This is a genomic window from Emergencia sp. 1XD21-10, from assembly GCF_009936045.1.
Classification (GTDB): domain Bacteria; phylum Bacillota; class Clostridia; order Peptostreptococcales; family Anaerovoracaceae; genus Senimuribacter; species Senimuribacter intestinalis.
In genome coordinates this window covers 106819-125594 of the sequence record NZ_QWEQ01000008.1, presented here as the reverse complement: position 1 = coordinate 125594, position 18776 = coordinate 106819, and the positions used below count along the sequence as shown (strand labels likewise).

General features: G+C 45.4%; 17 protein-coding genes, 1 other RNA gene and 1 riboswitch. Of the genes, 1 reads left to right on the top strand and 17 read right to left on the bottom strand.

Annotated elements, in window-relative coordinates; translation table 11 throughout:
* Positions 1 to 22 precede the first annotated feature (22 nt).
* Positions 23 to 283 (bottom strand): pro-sigmaK processing inhibitor BofA family protein, encoded by a 261-nt coding sequence (locus D1151_RS06705; protein ID WP_160202035.1) that lies wholly within the window; start codon positions 281 to 283, stop codon positions 23 to 25.
* 94 nt (positions 284 to 377) lie between these two features.
* Here D1151_RS06705 and D1151_RS06700 point away from each other — a divergent pair, with 94 nt between their 5' ends.
* The gene (locus tag D1151_RS06700) at positions 378 to 575 is read left to right on the top strand and encodes a DUF2508 family protein (protein ID WP_160202034.1); all 198 of its coding nucleotides are present in this window, start codon (positions 378 to 380) and stop codon (positions 573 to 575) included.
* A gap of 113 nt (positions 576 to 688) precedes the next feature.
* Here D1151_RS06700 and recR read toward each other — a convergent pair whose 3' ends face one another.
* The 16 genes from recR to D1151_RS06625 all read right to left on the bottom strand — a co-directional run bounded on the left by recR (position 689) and on the right by D1151_RS06625 (position 18770).
* Entirely contained in the window at positions 689 to 1288 is a 600-nt protein-coding gene (gene recR, locus D1151_RS06695) for a recombination mediator RecR (protein WP_160202033.1), read from the bottom strand.
* Positions 1288 to 1647, bottom strand: coding sequence for a YbaB/EbfC family nucleoid-associated protein (locus D1151_RS06690; protein WP_160202032.1), 360 nt, complete (start codon positions 1645 to 1647; stop codon positions 1288 to 1290). The genes recR and D1151_RS06690 overlap by 1 nt, the downstream gene beginning before the upstream one ends.
* Before the next feature lie 26 nt (positions 1648 to 1673).
* Complete coding sequence (gene dnaX / locus D1151_RS06685) at positions 1674 to 3317, bottom strand: DNA polymerase III subunit gamma/tau (protein ID WP_161908379.1); 1644 nt, start codon at positions 3315 to 3317, stop codon at positions 1674 to 1676.
* Positions 3318 to 3869: 552 nt separating this feature from the next.
* Positions 3870 to 4081, bottom strand: an RNA gene (gene ffs, locus D1151_RS06680) — signal recognition particle sRNA large type.
* Positions 4082 to 4197: 116 nt separating this feature from the next.
* On the bottom strand, positions 4198 to 5082 hold the full coding sequence (locus D1151_RS06675; RefSeq protein ID WP_161908378.1) for an MBL fold metallo-hydrolase: 885 nt from the start codon (positions 5080 to 5082) through the stop codon (positions 4198 to 4200).
* A gap of 278 nt (positions 5083 to 5360) precedes the next feature.
* Entirely contained in the window at positions 5361 to 6467 is a 1107-nt protein-coding gene (locus D1151_RS06670; RefSeq protein ID WP_243151171.1) for an AIR synthase family protein, read from the bottom strand.
* Positions 6460 to 8433: an NAD-dependent DNA ligase LigA gene (gene ligA / locus D1151_RS06665; protein WP_161908377.1), complete on the bottom strand. Its 1974-nt coding sequence runs from the start codon at positions 8431 to 8433 to the stop codon at positions 6460 to 6462. Before ligA ends, D1151_RS06670 begins: the two co-directional genes overlap by 8 nt.
* A 14-nt stretch (positions 8434 to 8447) precedes the next feature.
* Entirely contained in the window at positions 8448 to 10661 is a 2214-nt protein-coding gene (locus tag D1151_RS06660) for an ATP-dependent helicase (protein WP_160201927.1), read from the bottom strand.
* Positions 10662 to 10716: 55 nt separating this feature from the next.
* A complete protein-coding gene (locus tag D1151_RS06655; protein WP_161908376.1) occupies positions 10717 to 11484 on the bottom strand; it encodes a sugar phosphate isomerase/epimerase in 768 nt (255 codons plus the stop codon).
* A gap of 52 nt (positions 11485 to 11536) precedes the next feature.
* Entirely contained in the window at positions 11537 to 11668 is a 132-nt protein-coding gene (locus tag D1151_RS17045; RefSeq protein WP_275557584.1) for a hypothetical protein, read from the bottom strand.
* A riboswitch (cobalamin riboswitch) is annotated at positions 11650 to 11850 on the bottom strand. It overlaps the preceding gene by 19 nt.
* Before the next feature lie 141 nt (positions 11851 to 11991).
* Positions 11992 to 12810, bottom strand: a complete 819-nt coding sequence (locus D1151_RS06650) for a hypothetical protein (RefSeq protein WP_161908375.1) — start codon at positions 12808 to 12810, stop codon at positions 11992 to 11994.
* Entirely contained in the window at positions 12807 to 13361 is a 555-nt protein-coding gene (locus D1151_RS06645) for an RNA polymerase sigma factor (RefSeq protein ID WP_161908374.1), read from the bottom strand. The genes D1151_RS06650 and D1151_RS06645 overlap by 4 nt, the downstream gene beginning before the upstream one ends.
* Before the next feature lie 313 nt (positions 13362 to 13674).
* Positions 13675 to 14961 (bottom strand): fibronectin type III domain-containing protein, encoded by a 1287-nt coding sequence (locus tag D1151_RS06640; RefSeq protein ID WP_161908373.1) that lies wholly within the window; start codon positions 14959 to 14961, stop codon positions 13675 to 13677.
* 15 nt (positions 14962 to 14976) lie between these two features.
* Positions 14977 to 16062 (bottom strand): fibronectin type III domain-containing protein, encoded by a 1086-nt coding sequence (locus D1151_RS06635; RefSeq protein ID WP_161908372.1) that lies wholly within the window; start codon positions 16060 to 16062, stop codon positions 14977 to 14979.
* A 43-nt stretch (positions 16063 to 16105) separates the two neighbouring features.
* Positions 16106 to 17473: a DUF4430 domain-containing protein gene (locus D1151_RS16860; protein ID WP_243151170.1), complete on the bottom strand. Its 1368-nt coding sequence runs from the start codon at positions 17471 to 17473 to the stop codon at positions 16106 to 16108.
* A gap of 1 nt (position 17474) precedes the next feature.
* Complete coding sequence (locus D1151_RS06625; protein ID WP_161908371.1) at positions 17475 to 18770, bottom strand: fibronectin type III domain-containing protein; 1296 nt, start codon at positions 18768 to 18770, stop codon at positions 17475 to 17477.
* Positions 18771 to 18776 lie beyond the last annotated feature (6 nt).

Sequence of the window (18776 nt, the reverse complement as noted above, 5' to 3'; positions counted from 1 at the left end):
TAAATATGCACAAAATATACATTTAATTGCATAACAAAAGCAATGTGACAACGCCAGGAACCCCTAAAACACCCACTGTTAAAGAATTAACAACGTTAATAGGGACGAGAATTCCAAAATTCATTCCAATGTAATTTATTACAATAATTAAAACAGCACCCATCAGACTGTTCGCCAGCAGCCGCAAAATTACTTTCACTGGAACAAGCAGTGCTTTTCCCAATAAAAAGATTAAAATCAACGTACCGCCAAAAGTCAAAAATACGCTCAGTTCTGTGCCCATAGTAAATCCTCCGCCTAAAATAATGTACTCGTTGTATAAAATATGCGCAGGTGGAATAAAATAGAATAAAATAACTACAAAGGATGTGATTCCATTGAAAAACAAAGAGAACCAAATTTTGTCCTGTATCAAAATCGCCCGCTCCGAAATGGAAGCAGCGACAAACCTTTTCAATGAATTGACCGATACTGCCGCTATCGACTGTGCTGCTTACAGTCTTCTTGCGGCAACAAAGAAATATAACTATTTTATGCAGATTGCAAAGGAAGAAGGGCTGCGGGTGCAAGGATGACAGTCGGCTCGGCAATTTTGCGCAGTGCAGAAGTCTCATTGCACCAGTCTGCCCCTTTTGCCCCTTTACCTTCATAATCCAAAAAAAGAGACAGATTCCAAAAATCTGTCCCTTTATAATGTTCTGCGCCCTTCCATAGCTTTCAAAAGTGTTACTTCGTCAGCATATTCTAAATCGCCGCCTACAGGTATACCGTTAGCAATTCTGCTGACTTTGATTCCGGAGGGTTTAATCAGCCTTGCAATATACATAGCCGTCGCTTCCCCTTCGATATTAGGATTTGTTGCCAAAATCAGTTCTTTGACCTGACTGTTCTGCAGCCTTACAATCAGCTGCTTCAAGTTGATATCCTCAGGTCCTATGCCATCCATAGGAGAGATTGCTCCATGAAGCACGTGATAAAGCCCGTCGAATTCTTTGATACGCTCCATCGCCATTACGTCTTTCGGACTTTCCACTACGCAAATCACATCCTGTCTGCGGTTTTGGTCAGTACAAATGCTGCACGGATCCTGATCGGTCAGATTTCCGCAGACAGAACAATATTTCATCGTCTGTTTTGCCTCCAGAATAGAGTGCGCCAGCCCCTGCGCCTCTCCATCTGTCAACGACAGAATATGGAATGCAAGGCGCTGTGCTGTTTTTCCGCCGATTCCTGGCAATTTGGACAGTTCATTGACCAGTTTTCCCAATGGTCTTGGATACTGTCTCATTACATCAATCCCGGAATGTTGAGCCCGCCGGTCAGCTTGCTCATTTCAGTATTAGAAATCTCGTCAATCTGGCGCATTGCCTCGTTGACAGCGGCAATCACTAAATCCTGCAGCATTTCCACGTCATCAGGATCTACAATATCTTTATCCAGATTCAGACTGACAATTTCTTTCTTTCCGTTTACAGTTACGCTCACTGCACCACCGCCAGAAGTTGTGGTAATTTCCTTTTCTTCAAGTTCTGCCTGCATCTGCTCCATCTGGCGCTGCATCTGCTGCATCTGCGCAAGCTGCTTCTGCATATTGCCTGCTCCTCCGCCAACTTTCGGTTTCTTTCCTGCTCTCATTCCTTTTCCCATGTCTTTATCCTCCTATGGTTTACTCTTTATTTAATCGTGATGTCCACACCCAAATCCAGTTTGCTGCGAACCTCTGATGCCAGCTGTTCCGCTTCCTGTCTATGAGGTGATACTTCTTCATTCTGCTCCTCTGTCTTGCAGACCAGTTTCAGGTTCTTTCCCGTAATCTTCTCCATCAGCTGACAAATCTGCTGCTGATTACTCTCTACATACTGTTTGGTGAAAGCGTTTTGTGCGATAACCTTAAACTGACTGTCATTTATCTCTGCCAGTACTGCACCGGTACGAATCAGGTTAAAGCTACCCTTAATATCCTCGCCCTCTTCAAAAATGCGCTCCCAGATTTCATCCAAATCGTAATTGGGTATTTGCACGGTCTGCGGCTGTTGCTGCAGTGCATTGCCTGCACCGTTTTCTTCTAAAACTACCTGCGCTGAGGCTGCTGCCTGCACTGATGCCGCCTGAGGCTGCTGCAACGGTGCTGCTGCTGCTCCCACTGGCGCTGGCTGTGCCATCTGTGGCTGCCCTTGCGGTCTTACGCTTGCCTGCTGCACCTGACGAACACTTTTGCCTATAGGCGCTGCCTCCGTCAGACCTGAAGCAATTGTTACGATGGCAAGCTCCAGCAGTATCCTCGGCTGGCTGGAATATCTTGCGTCATTGATAGTTCGTGACAAAGTAACAATTCCGCTGTTAATTTCATCCAAAGAGATTTGACCGCTCTGAGCCCGCAGCTTTTCTATATTTTCTGTAGACATGTTCAGCATGTCTTCTGCATTCTTAATGTATTTTGTAATCAACAGGCTTCGGTAGTGACTCATCCAGTCTTTCATCAGCTGTTTGACATCCTTACCTTCCTGCAGCGCTTCATCCAGAATCACCAGCGCCCCTGCAACGTCATGAAGGGAAACTTTGTCTGTCAGATTGATAAAGAATTCTTCGGAAACCGTTCCCAGAAATTCCAGAATAATGTCTCTGTCAAGTTTACGATCACCTGCTGACAGGCACTGGTCTAAGATGCTGAGTCCATCACGGACAGAGCCATCTGCATTGGCTGCCAGAAGTCGCAACGCCCGCTCTGTAATTTCAATTCCCTTCTCTGCGCAAATTCTACCCATATGGTCGATGAGCACTTTTTCCGGTACTCTTTTAAAATCCAGACGCATACATCTTGACAGAATCGTCTGAGGCAGTTTCTGCGGGTCGGTGGTTGCAAGAATAAAAATTACATTTTCCGGCGGTTCCTCCAAAGTCTTCAGCAGTGCATTAAAAGCGCCTGTTGACAGCATATGAACTTCGTCTATAATGTAGACTTTTTTCCGTCCCACTGCCGGCGGATATTTTACACTTTCCCTGAGTTCTCGAATATTATCCACCCCATTGTTGGACGCCGCATCAATCTCAATGACATCCATAAAAGTTCCATCTTTAATCGCCATGCAGTTTGCACAGTGACCGCAGGGTTTTTCTTCCTCTGTAAGACAATTAACTGCCTTAGCTAAAATCCGCGCAGTCGTGGTCTTACCCGTCCCTCTGGTCCCGCAAAATAAATATGCGTGACTGACCGTTCCGGTCTGAATCTGATTCTTTAAGATCCTGACAATGTGGTCCTGCCCGATCACCTCGGAAAAGACCTCCGGTCTCTGCGCCCTATATAAAGCTGTGTACATGAAGTTCCTCTCCTTGTTTTTTAACGGTGCTTAATGTGGTAGGAGGCGTGCCTGCTGCTTCCTGGCTCAGCTCGGCTCGTTGTGCCCCGCGCAGCGTGCCTGCTGCTTCCTGACTCGGCTCGGCTCGTTGTGCCCCGCGCAGCGTGCCTGCTCTCTGGCTCGTTGTGCATATTTTTTAAAAAAATCCCTAAAATATGCACAAGTTATCGCTCCCTTATGCATATTTCTCAAAAAATACCTGAAAATATGCACATTCCCCTTCCAAAATCAAGGAATTACACCGAAATACGCTACAAAATTCAGCCTTTATCCGAGCAAATATGCATAAATTTCTCTATTTTGCCGAAAATATGCACACCGGTGTGCATATTTTCGATACTTTTTTATTATATATGCACATCACACTGCTCTGACTGTTTCCGAATAAGAAAAGTGTACATGACAGAATTATAAATTCCTATGCACACATGGCGTCTGCCTCGCGGCGACGCTTCACAAAGTGCTTTTCTCGAAACATATGGAAATATCGACCAGTGGATATTTCCTATGTTATAAAAAAATTGCCCTTTTATAGCTCCGCAGGCGTTGGAGAAGGCTTATCTGCGGCACATAAGAACTTCCGCTTATTGCTGCTTCCTTCCGGACCTGACAAGGTTCACGGCATCCCATTGCGCAGGACCCAAACCATACCAGGCGAAGCTATAAAAGGGCAATGATTCAGTTTTCTCTACAAAGTTTGTACGTTTTAGTCGCACATATTATTATATGGGTTTTGGACGGGATTGTCAAATAGTATTTAGGAGAGACTGAGGAGTTTGGCTATTTCCACATGCTGCCTGCATAAAACTTACATGATAATCTCTCGCCCACGAACGGCGTTTTAGTAAACAGCCTTCCATTTTATATAATTTCCCTCTGTTACAATCTCCAGCTTCTCCTCTTCGTGAAGATAGGTCAGCATAGCTTTCACTGTAGTTCCGTTGAGTACATATTGCCCCAAATCAAAGCGAAGGTTATATTTCTCAAAGAGGGCTGCCATAATATCATCGAAAATCAGCGCTTTATCAGCACAAAGATTCAGAATGTCGTCCATGATTTCCATAGCGTTATCAATATTTGCCTGGGCAAGGGGTACGATATCCTCACAGGCTGCGCCGTGGGCTGGCACAAAGACTTTGGCAGAAATTCCTTTGACCATTTCCAATGTCTCCAGATATCTTCCCATATCAAAGATATAAGAAATTCGGTATTTATCCAAAGTTTCCTGTCCTACAAGACAGTCCGCCAGAAAGACTACATCATCGCAGGTTCTAAGTCCAAACTGCGCATCGGAATGTCCAGGAAGTTCTATCATAGATAAACCTTCTGGAAGCAGTTCCTCTGTCAGTTCCGTAACCACACTTTCCTTTGCCATCAGAAATTTGTTCTGCAGTTCGTGCGGCGGACAGGAGCCGAAGAGAAACGCCGGCTCCAGCAGCGGCCGCGCCACGAAGGCGCGGTCGCTGCCACGGCTGCACACGGTGCAGCCGGTCCGCTGCTGCAGCAGTTGATTTCCACCAATGTGATCTGCATGAAAGTGGGTATTGATTACCATCTTCAGCTTCCAACCCTGCCCCTCGATGATGCGCAGGGCTTTTTTGGCAGCATCCTTATCATTGCCGCTGTCAATGAGACAAACCTCTTCTTGATTAATCCTGAAGAGTCCCATTTTTGCAGGGCACTCTATGTAATAAGTCCGTTCACCTATCTGTATCAACTCGTACATCTTGATCCCCTTTCCTCGCTTATCAGCAGAGAAAACTTAACCTATAATTTGATTTTCAAGAAAAAATGTATAAAAATCTCTCAAGTTTGCGCAAAGTCCCTGCATTCAACTCTTAAAATCCTCTAAATCAACCCTGCATTTAAACAATTTTTACAAAATCCACACTGCTGCACAATCTTTCTTATACACTTTTCTCTATTTTTTTCATATTCGGTTAAGATTTGCCGATTCTCTTATACATTTTCTCGCGATTTTATCGTTATAGGTTAAAAGCTTTGCTATTTTACCACCTTATACAACTCATCCGGCTCTGGCGGCGTGATTTCAGACCGCTCACCGTCTGCTCCAATCAGCACAAGCCCTGCCTCCTTGGCGCAAATCCGCCCAATACAGCAAACCGGCACACCTACCGCTGTAATCGCCTCCAGCAGCGCCTCCTTCTTCTCCGGCGCCGCAATGATCATCATACAGCCGCTGGAAATCAGCCGCAGCGGATTGATTCCAAAGTGGTCTGCGATTTTTCTTGTAACCGGCTGCACCGGAATGGCTTCTTCCCAAAGCTCTACACCAAGGTCTGCGATATGACACATCTCCCAGACTGCTCCCAGAATGCCGCCCTCAGTTACATCGTGCATACCGCCAGTTCCAATCTTTCCGGCGGCAGCGCCCTCTTTCACAACGCTTACATCGTCTAATAGCGATTTTGCATAGGCAAGCTCTGCATCAGTCAATACGCCGGAAAGTTCTGCTTCAAAATCGCCTGCTATAATGCCGGTGCCTTCAAGACCTGCCCATTTTGTCAGAAGCACATAATCGCCCGGACGCATATCGCCTGCTGACTGGCAGCTTCCGGAAATCGCCCGGCCAAAAGCAGTAGAGACGATAACCGGCTGATTCACCGCCGGCGTCACTTCGGTATGACCGCCGATGATCTCAACACCGGAAGCTTCTGCCGCTTCTCCCGCCTGCTTCATGATCGTTGCTACATCTTCAATGGTTGTTCCTACAGGCAGCATGACTGCCAGGGTAATGCCAAGGGGTTCTATACCGTTACTGGCAATATCGTTGCAGGAAATATGAATAGCCAGACGGCCAATTTCAGAAACAGCTGCCGTAATTGGATCAGTGGAAATTACACAATCATATGATCCGAAATCGATAACGGCACAATCTTCTCCCACACCTGCACGAGTTTTCACTTCAGGTCTGCGGTAGGTAATCCTGTCCAGTACGATTTCCTGCAGTACATCGCTGTCCAACTTGCCGACTTTCAGTGGAGCGAGGGCCTGCGTTCCGCCAGATGCTAACTCTGCTTCCAGCGGCGATGCCTCTACACACCTCGTCATTTTTTTAGCCGACCTCGCCAACTCTTCTTCCTTACACATCTTCTATCACCCCTGTTTCAATCCAAGTCTTGATTGTTTCTTCATCTATAATAGGAATACCAAGTTCCTTTGCTTTCTTGTTTTTTCCGGAAGTGGACTGCAAATCATTATTAATCAAATATGCGGTCTTTGCGCTGACAGAGCCTGCTACTTTGCCGCCAGCCCGCTGAATTTCTGCTTTCAGTGCATCCCGATTCTCATAGTGCTGCAAAGAACCTGTAATCACAAATGTCTTTCCTTCCAGAAAATCTGCCGTTTCTTCTTCCGTCTCATCGAGACGCACCATGGCACGCACATCTTCCGCTTCCTTTCGCTTCGTGTCATCGTCAAAATACGATACATAGGCATCTGCCATAATTTCGCCGATTCCATCAATTTCAATCAGTTCTTCACGGGTCAGTGCCACTGCTTTGTCCCACTTGCGACCACAGGCTTTGACAATTACCTTGGCATTGGCAACACCGATGCCCGGAATGCCCAAACTGTAAAGGAGCCGTTCTGGCGTCGTATCCTTCGCTTTTTCTATGGATGATGCCAAATTCTCAAAGGATTTTTCTCCAAAACCCTCCATTGCTGTGATTTGTTCCCGATACTGTTCCAGCGCAAACAGATCCGCTAACTCACGAATCAGCCCTTTTGCGATCAGTTTTTCGATGGTCGCCTCGGACAAACCGTCTATATTCATCGCGTCTCGAGAAACAAACAATGTAAACCGTTTGATCTGCTTTGCGAGACATGCCTCGTTGGTGCAGTACAAGGTTTCCACGCCATTGTCGTTTTTCACTGTGGTTTGCTCTCCGCAGACCGGACAATTCTCCGGCACTTCTATATCATTACTTCCCGTCAGATTCTCTGCAATCTGCGGAATAATCATGTTTGCCTTGTATACTGTAATGGTATCGCCAAGTCCCAGTTTCAGATCCCGCATCACGCTGATGTTATGAACCGATGCCCGGCTCACTGTGGTTCCTTCCAGTTCTACCGGTTCAAAGATTGCCACCGGATTAATCAGACCGGTTCTTGATGCGCTCCATTCAATCTCCTTTAAAGTCGTCTCTGCGACCTGATCCTGCCACTTAAATGCAATGGAATCCCTTGGAAACTTTGCAGTAGTTCCCAGACTGCGGCTGTAATGGATGTCATCCAGACTCAGAACCAGCCCGTCCGACGGCAGATCGTTATCTGCCACTGCTGCTTCAAAATATCCAACGGCATCTACCACATTTTCTGCGTCTACCATCCTGTATTCCACAACATCAAAGCCCTGGTCACAAAGCCACATCATCTGCTTTTGCCGGCTGCCCGCAAAATCTACGCCTGCAGCTTCCACCAGACTAAAAGCGAAGAAATTGACGTTTCGCTCAGCGGTAATGCGATTATTCAGCTGACGTACAGAGCCGCTGCACAAGTTTCTCGGATTTTTATATTTAGCATCGGCATCCCCGATAGAAGCATTGATCTTCTCAAAATCGCTGTACTTGATTACTGCTTCTCCACGCAGAACCAGTCTGCCTTTATGCGGAATTTCCACAGGCACATTGGCAAAGACGCGGGCGTTGTTTGTAATCACTTCGCCAACATCCCCGTTTCCCCGAGTCAGCGCCTTAACCAGCTTTCCTTCCTCGTAAGTCAGTACAATGGTAAGTCCATCCAGTTTCCAGGACAAAATCCCCTTCTGTCCCGCCAGCCACTCTGCCAGCGCCTGTCTGTCCTTTGTCTTATCCAGCGACAGCATTCTCTCCGGATGACGCTCCTTCGGCAGATCCGAAAGCACCTCATATCCCACATTCTGCGTAGGACTGCCTGCCAGAATCATGCCGGTTTCCGCCTCCAAAGCTGCCAACTCATCGTAAAGCTTATCGTACTCAAAGTTGGACATCATCTCCTCAGCATCCTGATAGTACGCCTTGCTGGCTCTATTCAAAATCTCTATTTTCTCTTTCATTAAAGACTTTTTGTCTTCCATGGTCATTTTATCTCCTAAATTTTCTTTAGCGGAGCGATACCCTTCGCCATTTTTTTCTGTCCAGCAGCATCGAAAATAACAGTCATCGTCTTGTCATCCTGATCGATGACGAGTCCCTCTCCAAATTTAGCATGGCGCACTCTGTCTCCGATAGCAAAATCTTCACCGCCTGCCGCAGCGCTTACATTGGCACGGGTGGCTGCTTTTGCAAAGCGCAGCGCATCGTAAGGTTTCGGGCTTTCCTTTGCTGCATAACCGTCGATAGATCCGGTGGATACACCTAGACCGCTATCTCTTGACTTTCTGACATACACAGCGTCTCCCTCAAGGAGTCTCTTATCAACCTCCCGCAAAAACTGGGACTCTCTGGTATAGTCCGTCCGTCCGTAGAGTGTTCGCATAGCTGCGCTGCACAGGATTAGAGTTTCCTTTGCACGGGTCATGCCTACATAGCAAAGCCTGCGTTCCTCCTCCATACCTGTCGGCGTATCAAAGGCTTTGTGCCCCGGAAAAAGACCGTCCTCAAGTCCCGGCAAAAATACGACCGGAAATTCCAATCCCTTTGCGCTGTGCATGGTCATGAGCACTACTGCATCCTGACTCTCATCGTGGTTGTCGACTTCTGCCATCAGAGTGATCTTCTCCATAAACTCTTCGATGGTCGGATTCTCGGCTTCATCTTCGTAATCGTAAATAACCGATTTAAATTCCATCAAGTTTTCGATACGTCCCTCTGCCTCTACAGTATTTGCATCTTCCAGGGCTTTCATGTATCCGGTTTTTACAAGGAGGTTGTCATAAATGTCAGACACCCTAAGGTTCTCCCTCTCGGCTCTGCAAAGGTTGATACATTCTACCATCGCCTTGACGCCGGCGTACGCTTTTCCCGGAAGGGTGGAAAGCACCTCTTCATCAGACAAAGCCTGCAGCAGACTTTCCCCTCTGACCTTGGCAAATGCCTCAACCTTTTCCACTGACTTATCTCCCATGCCCCGCTTCGGCTCGTTGACTACTCGCTTAAAGGAAAGGTCGTCGTACGGATTTACCACAAGGCGCATGTATGCCATCACATCCTTGATTTCTTTTCTATCGTAGTAACGCAGTCCCGACAGTACTCTGTATGGGATATCTCTTGCAGTCAGTGCCTCTTCAAAATGTCTGGACTGGGCATTGGTTCTGTAAAGAATGGCAAAATCACTGAACTTCCGCTCTCTGGTTTTCATCAGGTCGATCTGCTGCGCCACAAAACGAGCCTCGTCCTTTTCCGTGTCGGCGCGGTAATATTTGATCTTATCTCCAGCTTCCTTTTCGGTCCACAGCTTCTTACCTTTTCTGCCGTGGTTGTTTTCGATCACGGAATGGGCTGCCGCCAAAATGTTGCCTACGGAGCGATAGTTCTGTTCCAGCTTGACCACCTTTGCCTCAGGAAAGTCCTTTTCAAAGTCTAAAATATTCCTGATATCCGCACCTCTCCACTGATAGATGCATTGGTCGTCATCACCTACTACGCAAAGATTGTGATGGCCCTCAGCAAGCATCTTTATCAGCTTATACTGAATATGGTTCGTATCCTGATATTCATCTACCATGATATAACGAAACCGATTCTGATACTTGAGCAAAATCGCCTCGTCCGCTTCAAAAAGTCTGACTGTGTTTAAGAGCAGGTCGTCAAAGTCCATGGCGTTGTTCTTCCTAAGTTCCTCCTCGTATGCCTTAAACACGTTATAAATAATCTTCGTCTTGAAGTTATCCTCCATGGTCTTTCGGTAACCCTCTGCGTCCACAGCTTTTTCCTTAAAAGAACTGATAATGCTGAGAAGATACGGCGCACCGAACTCCTTATCGTTGATATTCTGTGCCTTGATGATATTCTTGACGATAGTTTTCTGATCTGTGCTGTCATAGATGACAAAGTTATGATCATAGCCGATGATCTCACAGTGATACCGCAAAATCCGAAGACACATAGAATGGAATGTCATGATCCACATGTCCCTGCAGCTGCCTACTAAATCCTCTACTCTGCTCCTCATCTCAGCTGCCGCCTTATTGGTAAAGGTTACAGCCAGAAGGTGATAAGGGGATATCCCCTGCTCTATCATATAAGCGATACGCTCTGTCATGGTGCTGGTCTTGCCGGATCCGGCGCCAGCCAGAATGAGCAGCGGTCCTTCGATCATCATAGCTGCCTGTCTCTGTTTGTCGTTCAATCTGTCTAAACTCATCTATGTAAACTCTCCTTATTTTAAATGCTCTTTTATTCTACCACAAACAAACGTTCTATGCACGAAAATATTGACAAAGCCATGCAGCACTTTCCGCACACTGCCTGCTTTCAATGGTCATGGTTACATCTTGCCCGCAGTGCCTTGCTATTTCCTGCAAAACTTTTTTCATATCCATAGCCCCCTGATGAACAGGTCCATGGGAATCTGCCATTCCATCATTGTTATGCAGATGAAAATGCCCGATATAAGGTCCCAGCACGGAAAGCCAGTCAAAGATATCGTATTCCGGCAGGGTGCAGACATTGGCATGGCCTACATCAAGACAAATGCGTGCCCGCGGGTCGTCAAGTTCCTCTAACAGCTGCTTCATCATATACGGTTCATCTTCAAAAACATTTTCGATATAAATAGTAAAATCCTCTGACTTATCCTCTAAGAACTTTTTCCAGAAATAAAGAGATTTCTCGTGGTGCCATTCTTTGAAATATAGAAGCGGCTGATATCCGCTGTGCACAACCATTCGATTCACGCCCAATTTTTCGCACATTCGGTAGGCTTCATTAAGCCTGGTAAGTCCCAGCTCCACCGCTCTGTGGTCGATAGAAGCTGGAATAATCTCCGTAAACGGTCCGTGCATAATTACATTTTTTGCCTGTGAGTCAGAGATTTCCTTTCTCATTGCTCTGATAGTATTTTCTTCCTGGTCGGCGTCCAACGCTTCTGATATACAAATGTCGTTAAGCTCTATTCCAAGACCATATCTGGCAATCACCTCTACAGCGTTTTCCGAAAATGTCGCGATATAAATTTTATCCTTCATACCTTCTAGGTTCCTTTCAAAAAATAGTTGAGGCAGGCTGACGACACCTGCCTCAATCTGTATGAAAAAAGAATGAAAAGCCGGTCATCCACGCTTTAAAAAAAGGGCTGTGGATAACCCACAGCCCGTATTTGCTGTTCTTTTTCAGGTTCGGTTCACCGCCGAATCCGGAAATTCCTCTCATGCAGGTCTCCTGACTCAGGACTCAGCATTTCTTCTGCCTTCCCAGAAATATTCCAGTGGCACCTTAGAAGAAACTCCTCCAATACAGTGGCGGGACCGCACAGGATTTGCACCTGTTTCCCTCTTAGCCTCCTTGCGCATCAGAATCTATCGCAAAAAGGAACATGAGATTGTATCGAATTACAGTTTTATTATAGCTTTTTTTAACTGAAAAGTCAATGAAAACCCACTTCCAATTTACTTATATAAAGTCGCCTAATCGGCACAGCCCCTAACCTAAAACGGGCTTTTTCGGCACCAGTGCACGAGACGTCAAATCTCTCACTACTCCACCACAACCTGCTCTGTTTCACAGATAAAAGATGTAATCACCTTCACCAGTTCAGACAGCGGCAGTTGATGACTGACAAACTCGTAGTGAACATCATCGATTATGAAGGTTGCTACGTATAAATCATAAGTTCCCTCCGGCGCATGGGTATTTTCATCATAAGGTCCATACTCCATCTCCCTGTGCCCAAAGGTGACTTCCGTATTTCCAATGAGGGAAGTCTTAGGCTGCTGTTCCTCACTAATCCACATGTAGTCTCTGCTCATCCCTTTTTTCCATGCACTCAAAGTAAATCCCCTCTCGGCATTCACGCCTTTTGTCATCATAGGCATACCGTCCTCATAAAAACTATGGTAAAAATCCAAAGAAATTTCATCCAAGTATAGCTTGCCGTCCAACATAAGAACGCTTTGTTTATCATTATTAGGCGATTCTCCTAGCCCATTGGGAATATACACAGGCCACAAATCCCTTCCGAAATATGCATTGATTTCTTCCTTCGCCCAAACCTCTTCCACGCAATTATTCGGTACGTGGATTTTGTCGGCGCTAAAACTAGCAAGCTCACTTACTGCAATATCCGAAAGTTCCACCCGCACCAGTTCCGTCGCCGGCGCATTCAACCCCTGTCTATGCAAAAAAACACCGGTTACCGCAATACAGATACAGGCTGCCGCCAATCCAAACCCTTTTAAAAAATTTCTGGAGCGTGCTTTTCTCTTATGCACTGGCGCATAAGCTTCCGAAATAATATCCGAAATAACATCCTCATGCATATAACTCAAACCTGTCAATAAATCTTTTCCGTTCATATTGTAATCCCCTCTTTCTCTAAATAGCTGCGCAGCGCTTTTCTTGTGCGATGCAGTTCTGTCTTCACCTTACTCTGACTAATGCCCATGGTTTTTGCTAGCTCTGCCACAGACTGTCCCAGCCAGTAACGCCGCAAAAACATCTGCCTTTTTCCAATAGGCAACTGCTTCACAAAAGAACTGAGCAGCACTCCGATTTCCTGCCCTGTAAAACTACACTGGACAGATTCGTCGGGTATACACGTCTCCAACTCCACAGATAATTCCACCACCGGAAAATTTCTCTTCTTCGCATGATTCCAGTCCAGTCTGTCAAAACAAGTAAGCCTGCAGATTTTTGCCAAATATGCGAACAAATGATTCGGTCTTTTCGGCGGAATGGCATTCCACGCTTTCAAATAAGTATCGCTGACGCACTCTTCGGCATCCTGACGACTATGCAAAATATTTTCCGCCAGCCGTAAAAGTTGACTCCCATAAAGTGCCTCTGTTTGCGCTATGGCATTCTGATTTCTCTGCCAGTAGAGCATCAAAATCTCCTCTTCATTCACTGGCTGCACCTCCTTTCACTTCTATAGACGGAGAACAATTTCCAAGGTTACACTTCTCACACAAAAAAAACATAAATACGCTCAATTTCTTCTTGAAATTACCACAAAAACCGTATATACTAAAGGAGTCAAAAGTTAATGGTTTGCACACTTTTGAACGTTCTTTCTTAATTAAATACTAAATATCGCAAGAAAAAGACTCTGCCGCCAAGCGGAGTCTTTTTCTTTACAAGAATTGAAATATACGTCTTTTCATCCGCTATAATCCCGACAAAAAGAGAACATCAGTCCTGACGTTCTCTTTTCCTTTGATTTATTTCACTTTTACCTTCTTTACGCTGCAATACTCACTATAGAGTTTGCCGCCCTCGCCATCGTCTTTATAGGCCCGGATTTTCACATAATAGGTTTTTCCCTTTTTCAGGCTTTTTATAGTCTTTTGCACGCTGGAAGCAGTAGCTGTCGCTGTCTTGCTCGCTGTGAATTTGCTGTTTGCGGCATAGACAATCTGGTAGCCCTTTACGCCGGAAATCTTTTTCCACTTCACTGTCAGCTGTTTTGTTTTTAAAGATTTCAGTGAAGAAATTGTCGGCTTTATTGGTCTTGCAATGGTTTTACCATCTCTCATATCATAGAGCGTATTTTTCCCATTTAAAAACCTGCTGTATGCCGTCAGTCCATAATATCCCTGCGCCGTCGCAAGACCATTGACTACCGGCTCGTAGCCGACTGTAGACTTGTTTACATGGCGAAATCCGCCGCCTGTGGCATAATAAGTCAGCAAAGCATCCAAAACAGATTTGCCATTTTTAATAAAATGCTTGTCCTTATGAGGGTCTATTCCCAAAGAAGTCAGTGCTACAATAACCTGCACGTTGCTCTCTGCGTTAGCAGTCTTCAAAGTTTCAAAACCTCCGTCTGCCATCTGCTTTTCAGAAAGTACAGCAATTGCGCGATCAACAACGGTCCCAACATCAGTCCTCGTCCGATATGGCGCCAGAGCAGACAATACCATAGCGGTTATGTCCACATCCGCTGCATCGCCAGTCAAAGCAAAACCGCCACCTTCTTTTTCTTGAGATAAAATATTCTCAATCAAAAGTTCCCTGCTTGTAACCTGAGAAATCCCTTCTACCTTTGGAATCTCATAGCCGTCGCAGTCCAGTGCCAGCAGCGCCCAGACAGGTCCGTTGATGCCCTGCTTCTTTACCATTTCAAAGTCTGCTAATTTTTCAAAAAGATTGTAGCCGCCTACATTTGTAGGATCTTTTCCCATGGCAGTCAGGGTCAGAATTACCTTGGAATACTCACTGTACTTACGGGCATCCAGCACACCTTTTTTGTCCGCCAAAACTTTCCCGAGATTTTTATAGTACTTATTATATGTAGCATCTGTAACCGCTGCACCATTTCTGGCAAGTCCAAGGAGTGCCCATTCGTCACCATAAGTCGGATTTGCCAGTTTCTTTGTCATATAGCTTTCGGTCTTGCTCATAGCAGTCTTCCAGCTGACACTTGCTCCATGAGCAGAAGCAGCTGAGGAAAGCACTAGCGTGAAAGCCATTGTCAGGGACAAAAATACACTTAATATTTTTTTCATGATTATCTCTTTCAATTATTTCGCAATTACAGAAACAACGTTCGACCATTCAGTATAAACAGTCTTTCCATCTACAGTTCTGTAACCTCTGACTTTGTAATAGTAACGAGTTCCCTTTTTCAGAGATTTTGTGTTCTTATAGGATCTTGCTTTGGTAGTAAACATCTTGGTAAATCCGCTGGATTTCTTAGTAGATCTGTATACCTGATATCCGTCTACTTTATAGCCTGCGCTCTTCTTCCAGGTCAGGGATACCTTTCCTTTGGAGGCAGCTGCTTTCAGATTGGTAATTTTAGTTCCTTTTACGCCTGCTGCAATCTTGCTCTGCACGGTTACTTTGCAAACCGGCGCCATAATCGGAGCATCTACATCCACAGTCGGGGTTCCTTCTGCATTCCAATCGGTTGCAGTAGTTGCTACTGTGCCCTTTGCAGAAATTACGTAAGTCTTTCCAACTTCAAACTGTGCCGGGTCCATTTTAATGACAGCATTTCCTGCTTCGTCAGTTACAACACCTTCCAGTGCCACAAAGCCTTTATCAGTTACAACACCCAGCTGTGCATTTGCAATAGCCGCTGCATCTCCTCCTAGCATGCCAGAGAAGCCTTTCAGTGTCAGGGAAAGATCTTCACCTGTGGTGACAGTGGTTTTCTTTGGGCTGAAATAGCTATAGAAGTCAGAATAGAGTTTATCATCTGCGTTGATGGACGCAACGATTCTATCGCCAGCCTTAAGTTTTACATTGGAAATTGTCTCTACCAATGCTACATCGTTGACAAAGAACAAAGTGTTCTGTGTCTCAACGCCCCAGAGTTTTGAAACAAAAGGTCCCCAGTTTCCCTCTTCCATCTTGTATCCATCTTTGCAATATGCCTCATGGAAAGCCTTCATGACGTCGTCCACTGTTGCGCCTTCTGAAACCTTTACGGCTACGTCCGCCATGACTTCGCCTTCTTCTGTTACAGCTACATCACCACGATTGCTGATGGTTACATAAACTGTAGCGCCTTTCTCTGCTGCCCAGGACAGGCAGGTCATCGCTGCTGCAGAAGATACTACTAATGTTAAAACCAGCAGCAAAGATACTAATTTTCTTTTCATTTTTTTCCTCCTTAAAATATATATCAATACTTTATAAATAAATTTATTCTGGCAGTTTGCGGCCTACATCTTCACCCGAATCACAGGTATATGCCCACACGATGGAATCTCCATCTTTCAGCGTATAGGCAGAGCATCCATAATTCGGGAACCAGCCGTTTACTTTGTACATCCAGCCGCTTAAATTGCCGCCGTCAAACTCGTAGAGATAGTTGATTCCTTCTATATAGTAAGAACCAAATGCTGGTGTATAAGAAGACTCTACGTGAATTTTCTTATCCCGGCATACTTTATTCAACACATCAAATACTGTGCTTCCCTCTTTTACAGTCACCTTGGTGGCCGGCAAAATCGTACCGTCAGATGGCACATATGCCTCAAGAGCCGGATTCTCCAGTTTGGATAAATCCTGCGCCAAAGTATCGCAGCGAATTTCGATGGATACGGTAATATTCTTAGATTCTGGTTTATCAGAAGGATTGTCATTGGAAGAATTTCCACCCTTGTTGGAAGAAGAACTGCTGCCTTTCTTATCTCCTGTTTTTCCATCATTGCTCTCAGCATCCTGCTGTGCCACTTCTTCCAGTTCCTCGATATCCAGCGCCTTTTTCTTGCCGTCCTTGTGTATTTTCTTGGTGACAATGACGTAATCGCCGCCTTCTGACACGCTGAAAGTCGCCGTCTGACCCTCTTTAGAGAGCTTGGCATCGGAAACATATTCTAAAGTACCTTTTTCCAAATCAACTTTATAGGCATACGCCTTTGTCTCTTTTTCCAGATACATCGGAGCAGTCACACTAATTTTTCCGCCAAAGCTGCCGTCCTGATAGAAAGAGACCACCTGCCCCTGCAGTGAAAGTTCCGCAAGAATCTCAGAAATCTGACCATAGTATGGTCCTTCTTCCTCTGCAGTCAGGTTCATGGTAACTGGCTTTTTCAGATTTTCTCCTGCAATCACATAAGACAATTCTTTGTCCTTTTTAAAATCAACCGTGTAGTTTTCAGCCCCCTTTTCTTTAGCCAGTTTTTCTGCTTCTTCCGCAGGCACCACATCGCTGTTATCAGCCTTTTTAAAAGCCTTGATATCATCTTTTAGCTGTTCGTAGGCGTCCTTTTCTGCATTGTACTCACTGGCCTCATCCTCCGCTACTGCTTTGGCTTTGTCTATCTGCTGCGAGAAGGCAAGCAGTGTATATGGAGCATACTGCCCCTCTTCATTTCCAGCATTTTCCTTCTGTTCATCGTAAAGACTCTGAGCAGCTGTAATCTGTTCCTGCAGAGAATCACCGTAGTCAGCCTTCTCAACATCCATGTCATAAATCAGATACGCTGCGATAGCAATGACGATAATTGCCACTGCCGCTGCCCGGATTCTCTTCATTCTGACTTTCTTTTCAAATTCTTTATCCATACTATTTTACTTTAACCTTCTTTATCAAACTGTAGCTTCCGTAAAGCTTATTTCCCTTGGCATCGGTTCTGTAAGCTCTAACTTTAACGTAATAGGTCTTTCCCGATTTCAGACTCTTCACAGTCTTTGACAAGGTGGACTTAGAAGCAGACACAGTCTTGCTTGCCGTGAATTTGCTGTTTGTCGAGTAAACAATCTGATATCCGCTGGCATTTGTAACCTTTTTCCACTTTACTACAAAGGTCTTTGCTTTAGAGGATTTCAGTGAGGAAATTGCCGCCTTTGCAGGTTTTGCCAGAGGTTTTTCACCATCTGTCATATCGAAAAGACTGTTCTTTTGGTTTATAAATCTGTCATAGGCCACCAGTCCATAATACCCCTGCTCTGTTGCCATGCCGTTGATAACCGGCGGGTAGCCGTCTGCAGCAGTATTTACATGTCTGAATCCACCCTGTGCATCGTAGAAGGTCATCAGACCATCAACTGCACTTTTGCCATTCTTAACAAAACGCTCATCTTTTCCCGGATCAATCCCCAGTGCTGTCATAGCTATGATAGTCTGTACAATGCTTTCAGAGTTCTCAATTCCCCATGAATCATAGGTACCGTTATCTTTCTGCATATCTGACAGGCATTGCACAGCCTTATCCACAGCTTTCTTTACTTCACTGCGCCCAGTATACGGCGCCAGTGCCTGCAGTGCCATAGCCGTAATATCCACATCAGCTTTCGTTCCAGACAGTGCAAAACCACCGCCTGCAAGCTGCTGCCCCAAAATTTCCTGAATCAGTTTATCTCTGGTTGTCTGCACCTCCACGCCTTTTACCTTTGGAATTGTATAATTCTTAGAATCCAGTGCAATAAGCGCCCAAATCGTTCCATTGATTCCCTGCCACTTAACCCGATTGAAATCCGCCAGCTTTTCCAGGAGATTATAACCGCCTACATTGCTTGGGTCCTTGCCAATAGCACTGAGCGCCAGAATCGTTCTGGAATACTCTGTGTACTTTTTTGCATGAAGAACACCTTTACATGCTTTGACGGTTTTCACCACATCGTTATAGTAATCGCTGAAAAGCTGGTCATTCAAGTTTGCACCAGAACGCGCCAGTCCCAAAATCATCCATTCTGTTCCATAAACAGCACCCTTTTCATTCACCTGCTTTGTAATATAGGTCTTCGTTTTTTCAAGTGCTTCATTGTACGGAGTGTCACTGTCCGCTGCGAAGGCAAAGCTTGTCATGAACGACAAAACCAGACAAAACGCTACAAACAAGGATAGTAGTTTTCTTTTCATAGATTC

Coding starts and splice junctions, on each gene's coding strand:
- D1151_RS06675 (WP_161908378.1), bottom strand. CDS start 5,082: ATGTACGAGTTGATACAGATAGGTGAACGGACTTATTACATAGAGTGC.
- D1151_RS06705 (WP_160202035.1), bottom strand. CDS start 283: ATGGGCACAGAACTGAGCGTATTTTTGACTTTTGGCGGTACGTTGATT.
- D1151_RS06640 (WP_161908373.1), bottom strand. CDS start 14,961: ATGAAAAAAATATTAAGTGTATTTTTGTCCCTGACAATGGCTTTCACG.
- D1151_RS16860 (WP_243151170.1), bottom strand. CDS start 17,473: ATGGATAAAGAATTTGAAAAGAAAGTCAGAATGAAGAGAATCCGGGCA.
- ligA (WP_161908377.1), bottom strand. CDS start 8,433: ATGGAAGACAAAAAGTCTTTAATGAAAGAGAAAATAGAGATTTTGAAT.
- D1151_RS06670 (WP_243151171.1), bottom strand. CDS start 6,467: ATGTGTAAGGAAGAAGAGTTGGCGAGGTCGGCTAAAAAAATGACGAGG.
- D1151_RS06625 (WP_161908371.1), bottom strand. CDS start 18,770: ATGAAAAGAAAACTACTATCCTTGTTTGTAGCGTTTTGTCTGGTTTTG.
- D1151_RS17045 (WP_275557584.1), bottom strand. CDS start 11,668: ATGAGAGGAATTTCCGGATTCGGCGGTGAACCGAACCTGAAAAAGAAC.
- D1151_RS06635 (WP_161908372.1), bottom strand. CDS start 16,062: ATGAAAAGAAAATTAGTATCTTTGCTGCTGGTTTTAACATTAGTAGTA.
- D1151_RS06655 (WP_161908376.1), bottom strand. CDS start 11,484: ATGAAGGATAAAATTTATATCGCGACATTTTCGGAAAACGCTGTAGAG.
- D1151_RS06650 (WP_161908375.1), bottom strand. CDS start 12,810: ATGAACGGAAAAGATTTATTGACAGGTTTGAGTTATATGCATGAGGAT.
- recR (WP_160202033.1), bottom strand. CDS start 1,288: ATGAGACAGTATCCAAGACCATTGGGAAAACTGGTCAATGAACTGTCC.
- D1151_RS06660 (WP_160201927.1), bottom strand. CDS start 10,661: ATGAGTTTAGACAGATTGAACGACAAACAGAGACAGGCAGCTATGATG.
- D1151_RS06690 (WP_160202032.1), bottom strand. CDS start 1,647: ATGGGAAAAGGAATGAGAGCAGGAAAGAAACCGAAAGTTGGCGGAGGA.
- dnaX (WP_161908379.1), bottom strand. CDS start 3,317: ATGTACACAGCTTTATATAGGGCGCAGAGACCGGAGGTCTTTTCCGAG.